Here is a 17936-nt window from a genome sequence, read left to right on the forward strand (position 1 = left end):
TTATTCTTCCAGAGTGATGACCAGTTTTTTGATAGCTTTGGTCTTATTGTTGTTATTCGTAAACGCCATTCCTGAAAAACAGGTAGGACTAGGTTGAGAACTGCATTGATAAAGTAACGGCACCCGCTAAGGTGCCGTTGATTCATTATGCTTGTTCGTTTGAGTCGCTATTCGTATCTTCACGAACGTCAAACTCAACGTGCCATTTCTGACCATTGTCAGTGGCAATCGCTTCTAGGTATAAAGTACCTAGCTCAGTAACGCGAGAAGCCAAAGTAACCGGAACCACTTCACCTTCGCGACGGCCTTCAGAAACAGGCAGTGTCACTTGGATTTCAGGAAGCTCATCGAGCTCTTCTGGTGCCCAGTGATCAAGGTGAGTACCAGCTTGATCTTCACGGCGAGTTGTTGAACCGAAGAACTGGAAGTGAACTGGCTGGCCAATCACTAGACCAAATTCTTGGCTAGGAACTTGAACGCTTGAGCCTTCTTCCATACCAAATGGTGCAACACACAGTGCCTCCATTGGAGGAGCCATACCTGGGATTGCAGGCATCGCGCTTTCAATACCTACGTAGTAAGCAGAAGCGATACCGCCACGGATACGAACGCCTTGACCACGACGTACCGCGCCGTAGTACGAAGCACCACTTGCAACGGCTAGATCTAGGTCTAGGCCTGAAAGTTGTTTCGCAAATTCTGCATCAGCATTAATCAACCACTCGTTGATTGTGTCTGAAAGACGATCAGCAAGTAGGTTAGATTTTAGAACACCACCGTTGAACAGGATTGCTGTTGGCTTGATGAAGTCAGCTGCAGGCGCTTCTGCACCTGGCATACCGGGCATGTTTGCAAACGGGTTGAAATCTTGCTGAGCGGCTTCGCTATTTCCAGAAAGCGCGTTCGCTTGCTTAGAAAGGAATGCAGCAATGTGACGAGTAATACCTGCATCTTGAGCGTAAGGCAGACCCATTTGAGTCAGTGCGCCACGCGTCTTTTGTACTGGGTGCTCAGTCACAGCAACTTTAGGGAAGAAGCCATCAACCAATGTTTGTTGTACTTCTTGCTGAGTCAGTTCTGTTTTCAGTGTTGCGCCAAGTAGCTTAGAACCACGGCTTGGTACTACGATTGGCACAGATTGCAGTTCAGCATCGTTTAGCAGTGCTTCTTTCGCATCACGACATGCGTGAGTCATGGCTTGAACCTGCCAAGGAGCCAGCTCTTTGCCTTCTTGCGCCAGTTTCATTTTCAGGCGGTAAGCTAATGCTAAGTCCATGTTGTCGCCGCCAAGTAGGATGTGTTCACCTACAGCGATACGATTCAGGCTTAAGTTACCGTCGTCTTGTGTTACTTCAACTAGCGAAAGGTCGGTTGTACCACCACCAATATCGACAACAAGAACGATGTCACCAACGTTTACTTCATCACGCCATGTGTCGTTGCTGTTATCAATCCAGCTGTAAAGAGCCGCTTGTGGCTCTTCAAGAAGCGTTAGGTGAGTGAAACCAACATTACGTGCAGCTTCTGCTGTTAGGTCACGAGCCGCAGGATCAAACGAAGCAGGAACCGTGATCGTTACGTCTTGGTCTGCCAATTTGTGTTCTGGGTTAGCGTGGTTCCATGCGTCTTTAAGGTGCTCAAGGTACAGTTCAGTTGTCTTAAGCGGAGATACTTTTTCTACTTCTTCAGGGCTGCCTGCAGGAAGGAAAGCATCGCGACGGTTTACACCACCGTGGCATAGCCAAGATTTTGCACTTGCTACCAAACGGATAGGGGTTTTCGAACCAAGGTTACGAGCAATCGCACCCACTAGCGCTTTCGGCTCTGAAGACCAAGGAAGAACGCGAGAGCCCGCATTCATTTCATGTTCGTGCGGTTGGTATAGGAACGAGCCAAGTTGGCTGCGAGTTTCTACTGTACCAGGAGCCGTAAGCTGAGGGATTGGCATCACCTCAACGCGTGCATCTTCATTGGTTGTATCGATGAAAGACAAAACGCAGTGTGTGGTACCTAAATCGATACCAACACTGAACTTAGGTGCCTGATGGTGCTCTTGAGAAGATAGTTCTTGTGAATGCTCTTGAGCTGAATGACTTTGGTGTTCCATTATAGCTCCACCTCTGCCGGTGCAATTACAGATGCATCGTAGTTTTCAGCAAGCTTAGGCAGATTCATGTCAGTTGCTTTCCAGCCTTTGTGAACCAGTGTGCCGTTGAATGGCGCATTGCCTGTTACGTTGCCTGTTAGGCGAATTTCTTGAGGGTTGAAACCTTCAGCGATAGTGATACGTGTTTCTTCATCTTCGCTGCGGATATGAGAAAGCGTTACGTAGTCTGCTAATACTTTTTGACCGCCAGTGTGAATAACACGAGCTGCTGCGCCAACTTCTTCATCAGAGAATGACGTTAGGTCTTCTTTTAGGAAGTCAATTAAACGCGCTTCTTGCTGCATGATAGACAGTAGCTGCATCGCTGAATCAGTTGGGGCTGTTGCCAGCTTAGATTCAACTTCTACTACTTTTTCGATAACACGTTCAACTTCAACAACTTTTTCTACTTCGACAATTTTTTCAACTGGCTTTTCAACTTCAACGATCTTCTCTACTGGTTTTTCTACGACTTTCTCAACCACTTTGGTTTTACGAGAAACGGCAATTAGCAGTAGTAAAACGCTTGATGCAGTTAGGCCTGCGTGAAGCATATCAAACGTTTGTGGGATTAGGTTCAAATCAACGATCATAGTGATTTCTCTTTAAAATTGATTTAACGGTATATTCGTCGGTTCAAAGGAATATACAGGTTGGAAAGAAACTCAGTGGCGTGAAGCCGAATTGGTCACTTTCAAGCTATAAATATGGGTGGATACTAGCATATTCAAGGCTTAAGAGTGGTATTTAATGCTTTCAATCAAGTGGGTTTTTAGTGTGTTAGCTTGAAATTTAGTCGAGATTTGCCTGAATATTGGCCTCTGATGTGAGGGGCAGGTAAACAAAGCCTGTTTTATGTTAGTTTTTAGACCAAACATAAATGGAGCATGATCCCCTTCCGTTATATACTTTTAACTCATTAGAGCCTATTTGGAAGCCACATGCCCCACACAACCGACCCACTAACAGGGTTGAAGAGACGAACCCTCCCATTGGTCGTATTTTCGGTCAGTTTTTTGATTACTGTGTTGTGTTTTATATTAGTCGCGCTCAATCAAAACCGCGCATTAAATATGAATCTGGATAGCTTTGCTACTCACCAGACATTGAGCTTGGAAGCGTTTATCGCTAATGATGTGGCTTATATTGGTTCCGGTGCTAATTTTTTCTATTCTAACGACCCTGAAAACTGGGATAAATTTGATCGTTTTGCCCAGCAAACCATTAATGACTCAAAAAGCTTAATCGGCTTGCAGTGGATGCAAAAAGTGCTGGCAGACGAGATTGCCGAGCATACCGATAAGATGAAAGCAAAATACCCATCTTACGAGCTGTATACAATCCCAAAACATGAAGCCAAAACCTATGGTTACGTCTTAGATGGTGAACCCATCTTTGTAGCTAGCGATATGTATCCCAATACCGAAGCAAACAACAGTGTTCTTGGTTTTTACTCTTCTCGCGAGCGATTCAAGCTGGTTTTAGACAATATTAAACACACGCGCAAAGCGAATATTTCAGACAAAGTTCGCTTGCTTCAAGACGGCTTAGACCAAGACATACAAAAGACAGGTATGCTGGTCTATCATCCTGTATTTGAGGGTGAAAGCGACAACCTACTCGGCGTTGTAATTGGTGTGGTTCGTACGACGTATTACTTTGAAAACTTACTGGCTTCGGCAGTGGGCGACATGGATGTTTATATTCGTGTTACCGATACGGGTTTCGAAGCAGAAGATTCCCCAATCTTGTTCGAAACCGAGGGTTATGAAGCTGTTTCTGGCCACCACATAACAAAGACGATTGAATTGACTAACCGTGATTGGAAGGTTGATTACAAAATAGATTCATGCATCTCTTTTTATGGCTATTTGGTATTAACTGGAATTGTCTTAGTGGGGACAACCATCTCTTTGTTGTTGGCGTATATCGTTAACATGCAAATCCGAGAGAAAGAACGTTTGTATCAAATGCTTGATAAAAGAACAGAAGAACTTCGCTTTTTAGCCAACCATGACAGTCTTACGGAAGTTTATAACCGACGTGCTTTCAATAAGATGTTAGATAAAGCGATACAGCGAAATGAACCCTTTAGTCTTATCGGATTTGATGTCGATATGTTCAAAGGCATTAACGACGAATTCGGTCACCCAGCAGGTGATGCGTTACTCATTCATGTCATCAAATTGATTGCAGTGAGTCTGAAAGAGGGGGATAACCTATTTCGTATAGGTGGAGACGAGTTCTGTATCATTTCTAGCATTACAAACCATGAAGCGCTAGACCGATATTTACAATGCATTCTAAGCACAGTGAGTCACTCTCATTGTGAGCACAAAGGTCGACAGCTAAGTTGTACTTTGAGTATTGGTGCTGCCATTCGTGCCAACGAAAACACGGAAGAGATTCTGCAAAAAACAGACAGTATGCTCTATCAAAGTAAGTCGAATGGCCGAAATCGAGTGACAATTGCAGGCTAAATGAGCACTTGATACAACTAGGGTCGAGTTCTGTATTGGGCTCATGTACAATTTCACGAAATTTTTGACGAGAGAATTAGGCGACGTATGAATCACAATCGAGTGGTGTGTTTCGATTTGGAAATGTGCTGTTGGAGCGAAGACGGTGTGGGAACAACAGGGGAGATCATTGAAGTTGGTCTTGCTGAGATTGATCTGGCATCCGGAACTATCGTGAAACGAGCGCAATACTACGTTAAGCCAGAGAAAGACGAAGTCTCTCTATTCTGTGCCGAGTTAACGGGCATTACACCTCGTAAAATCGAAAAGCAGGGTCGCCCATTAGAGTCTGTTATCAAGTCGATGATTAAGAACTTCGGTGGTCCCAAAAAAATCTATGCAGCGTGGGGGCGTGACGACCTTATCTTACACAAAGAGTGTATTGAAAAAGGCATCGAACCGCCGTTCAGCGAGTTCTTGAATATCGCAACGCTTTATCGAGTTCAGAATCGATTGAAAGACAAACGCATTGGTCACCGCGCCGCTCAAGAAGCGAAAAATATTGAGTGGGAAGGTCGTCAACACTCGGGTTATGTTGATGCTTATAACTTGGCAAAGCTTGTGCTGACGATGCTTTAGTAACTGCCTTTTATATTGTAGGTTGAACTGCGATCAAGTAGAACATCTGAAGAATAAGCGACAAAAACCTCTATTTATCCGTTGGGTAAATAGAGGTTTTTTTATTTATTACTATAAGGTTAGTTGTTCTTTACTTAAATTGTAACTACCACACTTTATTGACTTCAGGGGATGAGAACCAGTTGTTGTGTTGCTCGCCTCCAGATTGCGCCCAGTTCACGATGTTAGGGTAAGCAGCACACGCATCTTTTCGCTCTAAAGGGTGGGACCAAGATGCAGGTATGTCTAACGCCCAAGGTAAACCGTTACTTGTCTGGTAGTACTCATTGTTATCAACACTTGAATCATCATCACCTTGACCGAACACGCTCGTATTGGCGAGGTCTGTGTGTGGATAGTTCATTAAATGGACTTCTTTATCGCGATTGTTTGCTTTGAATATGAAAGGGTTAAAGCTTTTGCCCGCGAGACTTTCAATCGAACCATCAATGACCAGAGACACACTGTATTCAACGAGATCTCTATTGTCTCCGGATTCAGTATTGTAGAACTCATACCCTGTCGTGTTGGGTAGCATTTCATTAATGCTTTCAATGACCACAAAAACTAACTCTCCAGAGTGTCCATTTTCGGGTGTTAAATTCTCAGTCGAACCATCATAGGTTTTTGTCAATGTGCCTATATTGGATGCCTCTAACCCTGATAATGAAATGGCAAAACTGTTATCTTGCGCAGCTCCTCTAGCAATAGCTTGACCATAGTAGTCGAAGCGTGTGATCTGATTGTTCGCATCAGTGTAAGTACCATAAGCGTAGTGTGTAACGAAGTCATTTAGGTCATAGTCGCCTTCATAAGGCCATAGGTCTTCAAACCCCAAAGTATACCAACCAGAAGTTGGCGTTCGGCTGTAAAACGCGATAGTTGGATCGCTCGGCGCATAATCATGTATATCTGCAATGCCATCTCCATCCGTATCACCGATTTCCGGCCATTCTATTTCTGCAATATCACTGATTAACCCATTTGAGTCGATAGCGGTAACTTGAACCTTCCACAGCTCACCAGCAACAGTTTGGCTAGCGGGCAACGTTGCGTCACTATTGTTGTTTTTACCAACAAATTCATCATCAACATAGAAGCCTTGCCCGACATCGACAAACCAGCGGTAGCTGTAGGTGACAGAATCTGAATCTGGGTCGCTGGGCGTTGGACCTGTAACGCTAACAACAAGATCATGAGTAGCGCCTAGCCCCGAGCTTCTTTCTAAGGTCGGTGTATACGGCGGGTTGTTAGCTATTTCCGTGTAGGTGACGCTGATTAGGCTATAGGAGAGGGTGGTATACCAGCCATCTTTGTTGACATCAATATCTAGGTCGACGTCGACAAGCCCGTCATCAAGGGAAGAGCTAGGCAAATCAAACACCGTCGTTGACCAATTTTCATTCGTCCCTTGCAAAAAGCCTGGCGTTAGCATTGCTCCGTCGACCGATACACTATCATACTCACCGCTTTCTCCGTGGTGAGCTTCTGAATCGACATCATAAGCGTAAATGGTGAGGGTTGCTGCGGTGATCTGAGAACCACTAGGCACAGCAATATCGTGCTGCCATGAGTAATCTTGATTGTGACGACTGTACTTGCCAAACCCATATTTGTTGTTATTCGGAGCACTGTAGTGTGGAGATGTACTATTGTCGTCGATCTTTTGAGTGACGGTAATCGAGCCGTCGCCATTTATAGTAGAAGAGTTTTCGGAAGCGGCAGAAAAAACGAGTTGAGAAAAAGAGCTGACCGAGAATGTACCAACTAAGATGAGTGACTTTGTTATATTATTCATATCTCTACCCTTAATCTTCATCCAAATAGATGTCACATGAAATCAACAGATTTGATGAAAGTTCATCTAAATCGTATGTTGACGTGCATTCTAAGTCTCTAACAAGGGCAATTATTGTGATGCTTTGCCAATGACTCGGGATTGAGAACTTATTGGAAAGTTGACCGTCCTTGTTTGAGATGCCTGTGTAGAAAGGGCTAGAGTCAGTCAATGAGTTCGAAGTACTAAATAGTTTAATAATGTGAGAGCCGCGAATGTTTTGTGGTTCGCCGTTGGTCGTGGAAAAACTACTAACGACATCAATCGCCATTTCAAGAGTTTCGACACCACTCCAATCAAAGTTACTCGGTACCACTATATCGCTGAATGAATCAACTGTAGCTATAGGTTCACTTACCGTTGCAATTTCCGGTTCTGGTTCCTCACTTGATGAAGAGCTCCCACCACTGGTGCTTCCACCGCCGCCACCGCCACCGCCGCCACCACAACCAGTTATCACAGCACTTAATGACATCGTTAATATCAAAGGAGTTAATGCTTTCATTTTCAATATCCTTATTTAATGAGTTGCATATTGAGTTAGCAAGTCACGTACCATGTTTAAGTGACTGATTTAAAGTGTTTTTTTTTTGGATGCTAGATGTGTCTAGTCAGAAAGCTACCTCATTTTTAAAAAGAGAATCAATTTGACCGAATAGCACCATATAGCGAAAGGGTTAGGCAAGGGAGCTGCCCATTTTGAGAATTGGCTTCGAAAATTACTTTAAATGTCGGGTAGTTAGCTCTGGGACTGACTTGAATTGCGTCTTATGTGTCGAAAGGTAGAGAATGGTTATCCAAAAAAACTAATTTCAGCGAGTGGCTTATCAATAGTGAATGGCTACATCGCTTATTTAATGAGTGAATAATATTGGTTTGAAATTTAGCTTTTTAATTAATATTAAATCGCAGGTTGCAGCCTTGATTGGGTAGGGCTAGATGATAGCGTTAGCTCACCCAAAACAAGGAGAATAGGATGAAGCACATTATTAAGTATGGATTGGCACTGGGGACGCTAAGCGTCAGTGCGCTAGTTTCGGCAACCCCCGTTGTATTGATAAACACTTTTTCAGTCGAGCCAGCCCATGAAGCCGCAACGTTAGCGTATTGGGAAAGCGCAAGAGACGTATTAGAGCAGCAACCTGGGTACTTATCGACCAAGTTACACCGTTCTTTAAGCTCGGACGCAACTTACCGCTTCATCAATGTCGCTGAATGGGAAAGTAAGAAGCAATTCCATGATGCGATACAGGCGATGAGAAAAGAGTTACCACCTTTAAAAATCGAAGGGGTTTCTGCTGACCCTAACTTGTATGAAATTGTTCGCGACTAATTAGGAAACCACATAATGAAAACAACGCTAGGAACCTTTTTAGCTATTTTTAGCTTTCTATTTTCAGCCCTTCTATTTTCTAGTTATAGCCATGCTGCGGCATACGGTGTGTCAGTAGCTTGGAAAACCGATGACGCTCAAGCGGTATTTGAGGCAATGCCGCATCAGAAAAAAGCATTTGCTAACTTAATTGATGCGGGCTTAGTCCACGACATGTTCGTAGCTGAAAGCTTTATCGGAGATAAGAAATTTCCGATCATCAAGTTTGTGATTGAAGCGGATAGCGAACAGCACGTTCGAGAGTTGATTGGTAACTTACCATTCCAATTTAAAGATCTTGTAGAGGTGACTGAAATTAGAGACATCGGTAATAAGTGGTTAAACACTGAAGTCGCTTTCAAAAACTACGCAGTTGAACTCGCTTGGAAAGAGCCAGAGAATCAATTCATTGTCGACGAGATTATTAGCCAAGATTTACAAATGGTTGTCGATTGGAGCGCTCAAGGCGTGATTACTTCTGCTTATTTAAAACATCAAGAAATAGCACAAGAGAAACCAAACCAAAAAGCGATGATTAGGCCAATCTACTCAATGGCAATATTGGCTAAAAACGAAGCACAAGCACGCGAAGTTGCCAATCAGTTGAATGCGGTAAAGCTAGGCTTTGCTGAAGTCATGGTCAGTGAACTGGGCTTTAAACTAGATCTATAGAAAATAAGAATTATAAAAAATGAGAGACGTAGAAACGAGCGTTATAGATATCATTCGATGTAACTTCGTTTCCATAGGCCTGGTTAGTTGAACTAAGAGTTAGGCCTCGTACTAAGGTGAGTGAGTCTGCATGACTGACTCACCTTATCGTTGTTTTTCTTGTTACTTGCTGAACTTATATTTGGCTGAATTATTGGCTAAACTTATCACCATTCTTTTCTATGTATGGTTTGGCATTAGCTCGACCAAACCAACACTTTTTTGATGACCTTTTTATTTATGAACACCTCGCCGAAATGAACGCCAGTAGCCCTGAAAAAATCATCTTAGACGCTTCGGGTATCGAGTTGGTTAACAACACACTCATTGATTCGAACTTGGACGAGCGGGTGACTTTGTCTCCCTCAGAAGCCTTGATTCTTGAGTTCTTAGTGAAGAACAGCCCCAAAGCTGTGGGTCGCGACTTCTTGCTTGAGCATTGTTGGCCGGGCAGGGTGGTGACAGGCAGTTCGCTTAATGTTGCAGTTAAGAACATTCGTACAGCATTAGGTTCACTTAAGTGTGATTGCAAAATCTTAACGGTGCAAAAGGAAGGGTACAGTTTTAGTAGACCTCAACAGCTCGGTGGTTACCTAACACCCACTTCAGCTATTCAAGTTGAAGTGATTGACGAAACCTCAGCATCAAAGAGCTCGAGTACTGAAAGCGGCAACAATGAACATGAGCCGGCCTTAACGAAGCAACCAGACTCGTATAAACAGCGTCAGGTGCAGCATTTTATCGCGCGTCATAGATCTCGTATCGCAGGAATATTAGTCAGCGGATTTCTTCTCATGTTGTTTTATCAGTTTGCTTTTTTTATGGATAAGACGAGTTATCACGGCATGGATGTTTATCACGACAGTTTGAATTTTGATCAAGAGCTTTTAACTGAGTTGAATACCGTGTCAGAACTCGGTGTTGAGTCACTCTACCTGCATCGCATTGGCGTTGGGTGTCAGAACATTCAAGCCGTTGCTTTGATAAACGGGCGCTGGAAAGAGATGAGCCATCAGTTTAAATCGCTCTCTTGTGATGACGACAATGACGATGAGCGAGGATAGCCGATATGAATCGTAAGTTTTGGATGCCTATTTTGTTGACGCTTTTTGTGATTTTAAATGTCGGTTTAATTTCTGGGCTCGCAACCAAAAGTACTTATAAATTTACCGCAGAATACCCGATGATAGGCTGGGAGAAAATCTCACTTCGATTGGAAAATGGTCGAGTTAAAATGCAGTACATTGGTTACGACATCGATGGGAATGTTGTTCAAACCAAGCAGATGTTTGGTGTGTTCTTACGCTGGGGGAATCACTACTACCTTTACCAATTGGACCAAGACCAAGCCCAAGATAAACAGGTTTTCAATATCAAGCACTTATATATTCAACAAACACAAGGCAAGCGTAGCGTGTTGGTATCAAATCAGCGCGGCCTTTATGTGACTAAAAAGGGCACGCCGTTAGAGCTCAAAGGCATCATGTATGGCGATCGATTACGCTAATACAGAGGCTTAACGTGAGTAGAGAACGCTTGATTAGCTTTTACCGAGGACGTTCAACTTAGTCTTGATAAAGTCACTGTGGTCAACGTAGAGCAGTTCTGCTGTTTTACGGATCACAGAGTCTTCGATAGGGTCAATTTCCCCGTCGGCGTGCGCCACTTCCCACATCGCTTTGATTAAATCGATTCTCACTGGTTGAGAAAGATCTCTAAGTTGAGATGTAAAGTCATACAGCGATACTGATTGCTCTACTTTCGGCTCTGCTTGCGCTAGCAGCACCTTCGCTTGTTCTTCATCTAAATCCAGCAAGCGTTGAAGAAGCTGTAGCTTAGCGACTCTTTCTGATTCATTGATCTGATGGTCGGCTCCCGCGACTTCACACAACAAACTCGCGATGGCGATGTTAGGTGATGTGCCTTGGTTTTTGCTTAGGTCCTGGCCTTCAATCAATTGTTTAAACATTGATGTGAGAGAATTGAACATAACGAGCTCCAGTTAAAATTTGTATCGGGTTCCGTAACGCTGATAGCTATAACTACAAGTATAACTATAACTATTGGGTCTACAGAGTGTGATCGCAAGCGTCTTTACTAAAAACTGACATTACGGATACGCGAGCGATAAGGAGCACTTCCTAGTCCGGTTTTGGAAAGCGGGTGACCTTGCCATCGCCACTGAGTGTCGTGATCGATTGCGGTTTCCCATCGGTATCTAGCCTCAATTCACCAATCGCACTGCGGTTTGAAAGGCGATAGAAGGTCTGATTGTCAGGGCTTCGCTTTTCGATCTTCAAGCGTTTACGCTTAGTGAAGTAGTTCAAAATTGAGCGAGGGCTGTACAACAGACGGTCCCATACATCGCAGAATTTAAGCAGCGGAGCAGGGAACTGGTTTTTAATGCCACTACAGGTAATCTGATAGATGTTCGGGCTGTTACGACGATACCTAAGCTTGATGTCATAAGCAAAGGAGTAGTGAACATCGCCAGAAAGCACCACGAAGTTGGTCGGTGTTTTGGTATGGGTAAAGATGCTGATCAGCGTATTCGCACTGCCCGGGTGTGCCATCCAGTTTTCAGCGTCAATCACTAATGGCTTGCCGATTGTGGTCGCCATCTTTTGCAGTGTTTCAATAAACTTCACGCCAAACATCGGTGCAGCAGAAACGATCACCACTTTATCTTGATTCATTAACTGATGCTGAAACTCAATCAAGGCTTCCCAGTCCATTAAACCTGAAGGCTTATTCATGCGTGACTCTGAACGCCAACGGCGGGTTCGAGTATCTAACACAATGACTTTGGGTGAGGTATCTATTGTGTAATGCCACTCTTCAAAGCGATTCAGCATCTCAATGAAGGCTTGATGCTTGTCTGGCTCGATGTTGCTAACAAAGTGAGTAGTCGCAGGATTACCGGCTTCATTATGCGTTTGTTCAGTAATGCGCGGATGATCGACAAAAAGCTGTTTTGCTTGCTCGATGAACGTTTCGTCGAAGCTCTCAGGCTTATTACCCCAACCCTGACACATCCAGTAGGCGGCAAGGCCATTACCAATCACTTGAGTGGCGAACTGATTTTGGTCGACGGCGTATTCCCAACCCACTGTAAGGTTCCAATCATCAGTAACATCGTGATCGTCGAAGATCATGTATGTTGGGATATGCGCGAACAGACGTTGTACTTGCGGTAAGCCAGCAATGAAATCATCGATGATGACGCTTTCATTGCGCCACTGTTGCTGCTCTGCTGGTGTCAATTGTCGGCCAGCCTGCATGAAATTGTTTTCGATTAATCGTTCGCGGTTAATGCATTGCCATAGTGTCGGAGACCAAACCAACAGATACATCGCGATAAACTCAGACAGTGTGACCAAGTGGTTTTCGCAATCGGTAGAGCTGAAAATCGGCACGCCACGATTCGGGAAGAACCTATCGAGCATGGATTCTGAAGCTGTGTGGTGCGGTAAATAGTGATGACGCTGGTATAAGTGATATTCACTGTTATACAGAGCGTCACTGCTGTGGATTTGTTTAATCTGCGAGTCAGTCGGTAAGCTCTCACCAACAAGACCAAGCAGTTGAATCACTTGTTGAATAGCATCAAGCGTTGGGCCTGCCACATGATCGGCGTAGATCTGATCGCCGCTCATCATCAGCATATCGGGTCTTTCTGCAACGGTTTGCTCGGCAACCTTGTTATCGGCTGCGACTAGGCTGTCTTTGCTTGGATGATGCGGGTTACGGCAAGATCCATGAAGAATGTAATCAGCCGAGGTCGATATCTTAAACTCAACGTGAGATTTGCCATTGTAAACAAGGTGAGGGGCGAGCTCTTTTAGTGAACCTGAGTCTGTGTGAATGTCATACTCAAGAAGCGTATTAGTCGGAAACTGACCTTGTAAGCGGATGAGTGTCACCCACGCATGTGTGCCGACTTGAATCGAATCATGCTCTTCAAGCGAAGAGGTATAAAACGGTTGGTCTTGCTCTACGTTAGACTGGCCGATTTCTTCAACGAGATCTGTTTCGTTAACATACAGCTCAGCCCTGCCTATGAGAGGCGAGCTGGTGGCTAACCAAATTACCACTTCAGTCGCGGTGGTTTTTCTTAAAATGGGTCCGGCGAGTAACAGGGGAAGAGATGATGTCGTAGAGGGTTTCAATACGGTACCTAAAATCGTTAGTGGCTAGTCGTCGTGGTGTTCTATTAATTCGAGCTTATTCGTTTGAGGCTCACTCGTTTCAGACTCTGTTGTTTCAAGTATTTCGATAACTTCTGAACTAGAAAGTTCATGACCCATTAGAAATATTGCCAATAGGGCATCGGCTTTGGTCTTGGTATCGGAAGTGTCGTCTAACACCTGTTCCAGTTTTTCACGAATCATAGCAATCTCGTGTTCAACAAAACCACGGCCTTCTTCATCCCCTTGATTGTCTTCAGGGGCATTATCGAATTCAAGGAATAGCATGTCGCCGTCTAGGTTGGTATTCACCAAACGTTCGGGTAGCCACGCCTCGCCCATAACAATATCTGGATCGGAATATTTGGGTAAGTGATCTATAATATTTTGTAATTCGGAGACTTTCACAATACTTTCATTTAACCGAGAATATCCTACATTGTAACGGTCAATGCCGAGCAAACCTAAAAATAGTTAGCCATCACGGTTAATAAATGTCTATTCAGTAACACAATATTTATTACAAAGAGTAATTACATAAGAATGAAGCTCAAATATTTACCGACTCTCACTTCATCGGGTGCGATTCTACTTGGTAGCGCGTTCCTAAGCACTAATGTGTGGGCCGCTGAAGAGCAAGAGTGGGGCATTGCAGCAATGTTCCGTACTGCTAGTATCCCTTATGACACGTCAGGTGGTGATAAGACCGTCAGCTCGTTTGTCCCAATGTTGTTCTTTAAAAACGACTATGTGTTCATTGACGGTACTGAAATGGGGGCTTACCTCTACCAAACAGATGACGAAAAATGGTCTTTTAATGCTATTTCTCGCATGCGGTTTATTGATATCCCAGCATCTGAGCAGAACGCGATTGAGGGTGATACAGCTGACTTCGGTGGGCAACTTGCGTACCAGTTGGACGAGCAGTGGGCTGTTGAAACAGAAATCATGAGTGACAGTGAGTTTAACCTCCACGGTAACTTGCGTGCTAAAGCGAAGTATGAAACAGGCGATTGGGAGTTCTACCCAAGTGCGACACTGCGTTATAAAAGTGCTGACTTCAACAGTGAGTATTACTCTGCAGCGAGTGAAAGCATTGGGGCTGGTGTTGACTTAAATGTCGGTGTTGAAGCGCGTTACCATGTAGTTTCAAACTTATACTTATTGGGTTCAACCAGTGTCACTCGATTGGACGATAACGCTTACGATTCGTCGATTGTTGAAGATCGTTATCAAGGTGAACTGTACCTTGGCTTTGGTTTCTTTAACGATAAAGAGAAAGCGCCGAAACCTAAGTTGAGCAATGCGCCGTATTTACGTGTCGCACATGGCTGGGCAACACCGTCGAATATCGGCGACATCATGAAGTTCAACACAGAGAAAGACGAATACAACAACCAACTCACATCGTTCTTTTACGGTCACCCTTTAACGGATGAGATCTTTGGTTTCCCGTTGGATATCTATCTAACGCCGGGTATTGCGCATCACTGGAGTTCAGACGTTCAATCCAGTAGCACGGAATACATCATTGCAATTAAAGCGTACTACACCTTCAACTGGCCAACTCAGTGGCGATTCGGTGTCGCAGAGGGTATGTCTTACATAGATTCGATTACTTATATCGAAGGCTCTGAAATGGATCGTAAGGGCTACACGGCAAGCCACCTGTTAAACTACTTGGACTTCTCATTTGATGTGAACGTCGGTGACCTTATCGGTAAGAATGACCTCAACAATTTATGGTTTGGTTACTCATTACATCACCGCTCGGCGATCTTTGAAAATGCGTCCCAGTTTGGACGTATCAAAGGTGGCAGTAACTACAACACGGTTTACTTCCAATACGAGTTCTAAAGTATTACATCTACTAAAAATGCCGCTCCAAATAGAGCGGCATTTTTTTATCACTAAAGAAAAGAGCTAATCACGATTAGTCACTGATAATTAACTATTCGAAGCTACTTCAACTGAAACCTAATATATGAGTTCATTCTGATTATCTAATATTCTCTGTCTCCTTTTCGGATTTTACTACTATTTGATTGTTTAACCTTCTTTCATTGTTTGTTAACTTTTTTATATTATTTACAATGACTTATATTATATTGCCATCCTGAGTCTTCATGGTGTTCTAACTGTGTTTATTGTCTGTTAATCGATTGTTAATCGTCGTGCTGGTCACGTTAATTATTTAATTGCGTCTATATGATGAGCTCGAATTTATATAACAACAACGTCAGCTAGGAAGAATAATGAAAGCATATGTATTTGATGGAAAAGACAGCGCGAAATTGGAAGAACGTCCAATCCCTACAATTGAGAAGCAAAGCGATGTCATCGTAAGAATCGAGAAAACCACAATTTGTGGTACGGATTTACATATATTAAGAAATAACGTTGCGACATTTAAGCCAGGCACAATCATGGGCCATGAAGGGGTTGGTATAGTCGAAGAATGCGGTGAGTTGGTGAGTAAGTTTAAGCCAGGCGATCGCGTGATCGTGTCATGTATTACTTCATGTGGTAGCTGCAAAATGTGTCAAGTGTCTAAATTTGGTCAATGTTTAGATGGTGGCTGGTTACTTGGTAATGAAATTGATGGCTGCCAAGCGGAATACGTTCGAGTTCCTTATGGCGATACAAGTCTGCACCTTGTTCCTGATGACATCGATACAGACTCTCTGGTTCTATTGAGCGATATTTTCCCAACGGGTTACGAAGTGGGTGTATTGGATGGTCAGGTTCAGCCGGGTTGCTCTGTTGCCGTTATTGGTTGTGGTCCCGTTGGCCTTGCAGCTCTGATGACCTCTAAGTTCTTCACTCCAAGCGAAATCTATGCAATTGATACTAACCCTCATCGACTGCAAGTGGCTAAAGAGCTAGGTGCAACTCATGCGATCGATAACTCAGATGGCAGCGCCGTGCAGCAAATTCTCGACATGACAGATGATGTGGGTGTTGATGTGGTGATTGAAGCTATTGGCATTCCTGCTGGGTGGGATATGTCTCAGAAGTTGGTGTGCCCAGGAGGCAACATTGCAGTGCTTGGTGTTCACGGTAAATCTGCAACGATTAACCTAGAAGACATGTGGAAACGAAACTTCACTATGACAGCTGGCATGGTTCATACCAACACAACACCAATGTTAATCAAGCAAATTAGAGCGGGTTATTTGGAACCTCAAAAACTGATTAGTCACCAGTTCAATTTAACAGAGTCAGAAGAAGCTTATTCGACCTTTATCCATGCTTCAGACCACAAGTCGTTGAAAGTCATCATTTCTAACGATTGTTCATAAACAGCGAATTGTTGAGGTTAGCTTGATTAGTAAACCATTTAAAATACTAGTGATAGGTTTAATCGTGAACCTATCGATCGGTATCCTATATGTATGGGGCGTTTTCAGTGAACCTTTGGCTGAGGCGCTAGGTGTTGATCCTAAGGACGTAGATGGGCCTTACCAGACTTCCGTGTTCGCATTTTCGGTAAGTCTGTTTTTGGCTGGGGTATGGCAAGACAAAATAGGGCCAAGGAAGGTCACAATACTTGGTGTGTTTCTTGTCGGGGCGGGGCTTTTAGCGTCCGGTTATGCCTCAACATTAGCGGAATTGCAGGTTACCTTCGGGTGTATGGTTGGTGCTGGGATGGGCTTTGCCTATGCCTGTATTGGCCCATGTACCATGAAGTGGTGGCCAGAGAATAGAAAGGGGCTGGTTAGTGGTTTAACCGCTGGTGGGTTTGCGATGGCGGCACTGTATTTAGCTCCGTTATCGACCGTTCTCATCGAACACTATGGCATCTTAGATACGTTCAAGATCCTCGGTGTCGGTCTACTCTTCATGATCCCGATGGCCTCTCTGCTGGTGAACCCACCCAAAGGATATGTTTCAGAAGTTCCCGGAGGAAAGGCTGCGGAATATGGATCAGACATAAACATCCAGTGGCTGGATATGCTTAAAACACCACAATTTTACCAGATATGGTTAATGTTCATGGTGTCATCAGCAGCAGGTATCATGCTCATCGGTTCCATTGGCAACGTCAGTAAATCAATAGGCTTAACCGCTGAAGAAATTGCGTTAGGTATCATTTTATTAGCGATTTTTAATACCGCAGGGCGAGTCATTGGCGGCGTTGTATTCGACAGGATAGGGCGCGTTCATACACTAGGCTTAATATTCATGTTGCAAGCGGTCAATATGGTGTTTTTTACAACCATTGAAACCACGATTCCTCTAATGATCGGGATCTCCGCAGGCGCCATGTCTTATGGTGCGTTATTCGGTGTTTTCCCTCCAGTAACAGCGGTGGATTATGGTTTGAAGACGTACGGAACCAACTTTGGAATACTCTATTCAGCATGGGGTGTGTCAGGGTTCTTCGGAGGAATACTCGCCTCGGTAGCGGGGACGGCTGAAAACACCTATTTGGCTTACGCTGCGCTATTGGTTTCAATTACTGTAATGAATTACTTAATGAAACCCGTTGATAAGTCTGTTTTATTAAAAGACGAAGTTAATCTGGAATACTAAACACGAGACA

At 43.9% G+C, this 17936-nt stretch carries 16 protein-coding genes; 9 read left to right on the top strand and 7 right to left on the bottom strand.

Annotated elements, in window-relative coordinates; translation table 11 throughout:
* Window positions 1-145: 145 nt before the first annotated feature.
* Both CWO13_RS18035 and CWO13_RS18040 read right to left on the bottom strand, forming a co-directional pair.
* Window positions 146-2107, bottom strand: a complete 1962-nt coding sequence (locus CWO13_RS18035; RefSeq protein ID WP_102432736.1) for an Hsp70 family protein — start codon at window positions 2105-2107, stop codon at window positions 146-148.
* Window positions 2107-2739 carry a DUF2760 domain-containing protein gene (locus CWO13_RS18040; RefSeq protein ID WP_048658430.1) on the bottom strand — a complete coding sequence of 211 codons (633 nt, stop codon included), beginning with the start codon at window positions 2737-2739 and terminating at the stop codon, window positions 2107-2109. The genes CWO13_RS18035 and CWO13_RS18040 overlap by 1 nt, the downstream gene beginning before the upstream one ends.
* A 348-nt stretch (window positions 2740-3087) precedes the next feature.
* On the opposite strand from CWO13_RS18040, the gene CWO13_RS18045 reads away from it, so the two are divergent.
* Window positions 3088-4626 (top strand): sensor domain-containing diguanylate cyclase, encoded by a 1539-nt coding sequence (locus CWO13_RS18045; RefSeq protein WP_108083322.1) that lies wholly within the window; start codon window positions 3088-3090, stop codon window positions 4624-4626.
* 87 nt (window positions 4627-4713) lie between these two features.
* Window positions 4714-5244 (top strand): 3'-5' exonuclease, encoded by a 531-nt coding sequence (locus CWO13_RS18050; RefSeq protein ID WP_102432734.1) that lies wholly within the window; start codon window positions 4714-4716, stop codon window positions 5242-5244.
* A 145-nt stretch (window positions 5245-5389) separates the two neighbouring features.
* Here CWO13_RS18050 and CWO13_RS18055 read toward each other — a convergent pair whose 3' ends face one another.
* Both CWO13_RS18055 and CWO13_RS18060 read right to left on the bottom strand, forming a co-directional pair.
* On the bottom strand, window positions 5390-7081 hold the full coding sequence (locus CWO13_RS18055; protein ID WP_108083323.1) for an LruC domain-containing protein: 1692 nt from the start codon (window positions 7079-7081) through the stop codon (window positions 5390-5392).
* Between the two features lie 10 nt (window positions 7082-7091).
* Window positions 7092-7625, bottom strand: coding sequence for a hypothetical protein (locus CWO13_RS18060; RefSeq protein WP_108083324.1), 534 nt, complete (start codon window positions 7623-7625; stop codon window positions 7092-7094).
* A gap of 471 nt (window positions 7626-8096) precedes the next feature.
* On the opposite strand from CWO13_RS18060, the gene CWO13_RS18065 reads away from it, so the two are divergent.
* From CWO13_RS18065 to CWO13_RS18080, 4 genes are all read left to right on the top strand, one after another.
* The gene (locus tag CWO13_RS18065) at window positions 8097-8453 is read left to right on the top strand and encodes an antibiotic biosynthesis monooxygenase family protein (protein ID WP_057623348.1); all 357 of its coding nucleotides are present in this window, start codon (window positions 8097-8099) and stop codon (window positions 8451-8453) included.
* 15 nt (window positions 8454-8468) lie between these two features.
* Entirely contained in the window at window positions 8469-9164 is a 696-nt protein-coding gene (locus tag CWO13_RS18070; protein ID WP_108083325.1) for a hypothetical protein, read from the top strand.
* 431 nt (window positions 9165-9595) lie between these two features.
* Window positions 9596-10267, top strand: coding sequence for a winged helix-turn-helix domain-containing protein (locus CWO13_RS18075; RefSeq protein ID WP_375111994.1), 672 nt, complete (start codon window positions 9596-9598; stop codon window positions 10265-10267).
* A gap of 5 nt (window positions 10268-10272) precedes the next feature.
* Window positions 10273-10710 (top strand): hypothetical protein, encoded by a 438-nt coding sequence (locus tag CWO13_RS18080; RefSeq protein ID WP_108083326.1) that lies wholly within the window; start codon window positions 10273-10275, stop codon window positions 10708-10710.
* A 33-nt stretch (window positions 10711-10743) separates the two neighbouring features.
* Here the strand turns inward: CWO13_RS18080 and CWO13_RS18085 are convergent, their stop codons facing one another.
* From CWO13_RS18085 to CWO13_RS18095, 3 genes are all read right to left on the bottom strand, one after another.
* Window positions 10744-11193: a TerB family tellurite resistance protein gene (locus CWO13_RS18085; protein WP_048609171.1), complete on the bottom strand. Its 450-nt coding sequence runs from the start codon at window positions 11191-11193 to the stop codon at window positions 10744-10746.
* 151 nt (window positions 11194-11344) lie between these two features.
* The gene (locus CWO13_RS18090; RefSeq protein WP_108083327.1) at window positions 11345-13372 is read right to left on the bottom strand and encodes a hypothetical protein; all 2028 of its coding nucleotides are present in this window, start codon (window positions 13370-13372) and stop codon (window positions 11345-11347) included.
* 24 nt (window positions 13373-13396) lie between these two features.
* A complete protein-coding gene (locus CWO13_RS18095) occupies window positions 13397-13852 on the bottom strand; it encodes a hypothetical protein (RefSeq protein ID WP_102432727.1) in 456 nt (151 codons plus the stop codon).
* 81 nt (window positions 13853-13933) lie between these two features.
* Between CWO13_RS18095 and CWO13_RS18100 the strand changes: the two genes are divergently transcribed.
* The 3 genes from CWO13_RS18100 to CWO13_RS18110 all read left to right on the top strand — a co-directional run bounded on the left by CWO13_RS18100 (window position 13934) and on the right by CWO13_RS18110 (window position 17926).
* On the top strand, window positions 13934-15247 hold the full coding sequence (locus tag CWO13_RS18100) for a MipA/OmpV family protein (RefSeq protein WP_048664816.1): 1314 nt from the start codon (window positions 13934-13936) through the stop codon (window positions 15245-15247).
* Between the two features lie 398 nt (window positions 15248-15645).
* Entirely contained in the window at window positions 15646-16692 is a 1047-nt protein-coding gene (locus tag CWO13_RS18105; protein ID WP_008222112.1) for an alcohol dehydrogenase catalytic domain-containing protein, read from the top strand.
* Window positions 16693-16714: 22 nt separating this feature from the next.
* Window positions 16715-17926 carry an L-lactate MFS transporter gene (locus tag CWO13_RS18110; protein ID WP_102432457.1) on the top strand — a complete coding sequence of 404 codons (1212 nt, stop codon included), beginning with the start codon at window positions 16715-16717 and terminating at the stop codon, window positions 17924-17926.
* Window positions 17927-17936: the final 10 nt, after the last annotated feature.

It is taken from the genome of Vibrio sp. ZF 223 (assembly GCF_003050585.1).
In the GTDB taxonomy this organism is placed as follows: Bacteria; Pseudomonadota; Gammaproteobacteria; order Enterobacterales; family Vibrionaceae; genus Vibrio; species Vibrio crassostreae.

What these genes read in the sequence shown, in the direction of transcription:
- CWO13_RS18050 (WP_102432734.1), top strand. Translation starts at nt 4,714, where the DNA reads ATGAATCACAATCGAGTGGTGTGTTTCGATTTGGAAATGTGCTGTTGG.
- CWO13_RS18080 (WP_108083326.1), top strand. Translation starts at nt 10,273, where the DNA reads ATGAATCGTAAGTTTTGGATGCCTATTTTGTTGACGCTTTTTGTGATT.
- CWO13_RS18070 (WP_108083325.1), top strand. Translation starts at nt 8,469, where the DNA reads ATGAAAACAACGCTAGGAACCTTTTTAGCTATTTTTAGCTTTCTATTT.
- CWO13_RS18100 (WP_048664816.1), top strand. Translation starts at nt 13,934, where the DNA reads ATGAAGCTCAAATATTTACCGACTCTCACTTCATCGGGTGCGATTCTA.
- CWO13_RS18105 (WP_008222112.1), top strand. Translation starts at nt 15,646, where the DNA reads ATGAAAGCATATGTATTTGATGGAAAAGACAGCGCGAAATTGGAAGAA.
- CWO13_RS18065 (WP_057623348.1), top strand. Translation starts at nt 8,097, where the DNA reads ATGAAGCACATTATTAAGTATGGATTGGCACTGGGGACGCTAAGCGTC.
- CWO13_RS18035 (WP_102432736.1), bottom strand. Translation starts at nt 2,107, where the DNA reads ATGGAACACCAAAGTCATTCAGCTCAAGAGCATTCACAAGAACTATCT.
- CWO13_RS18045 (WP_108083322.1), top strand. Translation starts at nt 3,088, where the DNA reads ATGCCCCACACAACCGACCCACTAACAGGGTTGAAGAGACGAACCCTC.
- CWO13_RS18085 (WP_048609171.1), bottom strand. Translation starts at nt 11,193, where the DNA reads ATGTTCAATTCTCTCACATCAATGTTTAAACAATTGATTGAAGGCCAG.
- CWO13_RS18055 (WP_108083323.1), bottom strand. Translation starts at nt 7,081, where the DNA reads ATGAATAATATAACAAAGTCACTCATCTTAGTTGGTACATTCTCGGTC.
- CWO13_RS18060 (WP_108083324.1), bottom strand. Translation starts at nt 7,625, where the DNA reads ATGAAAGCATTAACTCCTTTGATATTAACGATGTCATTAAGTGCTGTG.
- CWO13_RS18040 (WP_048658430.1), bottom strand. Translation starts at nt 2,739, where the DNA reads ATGATCGTTGATTTGAACCTAATCCCACAAACGTTTGATATGCTTCAC.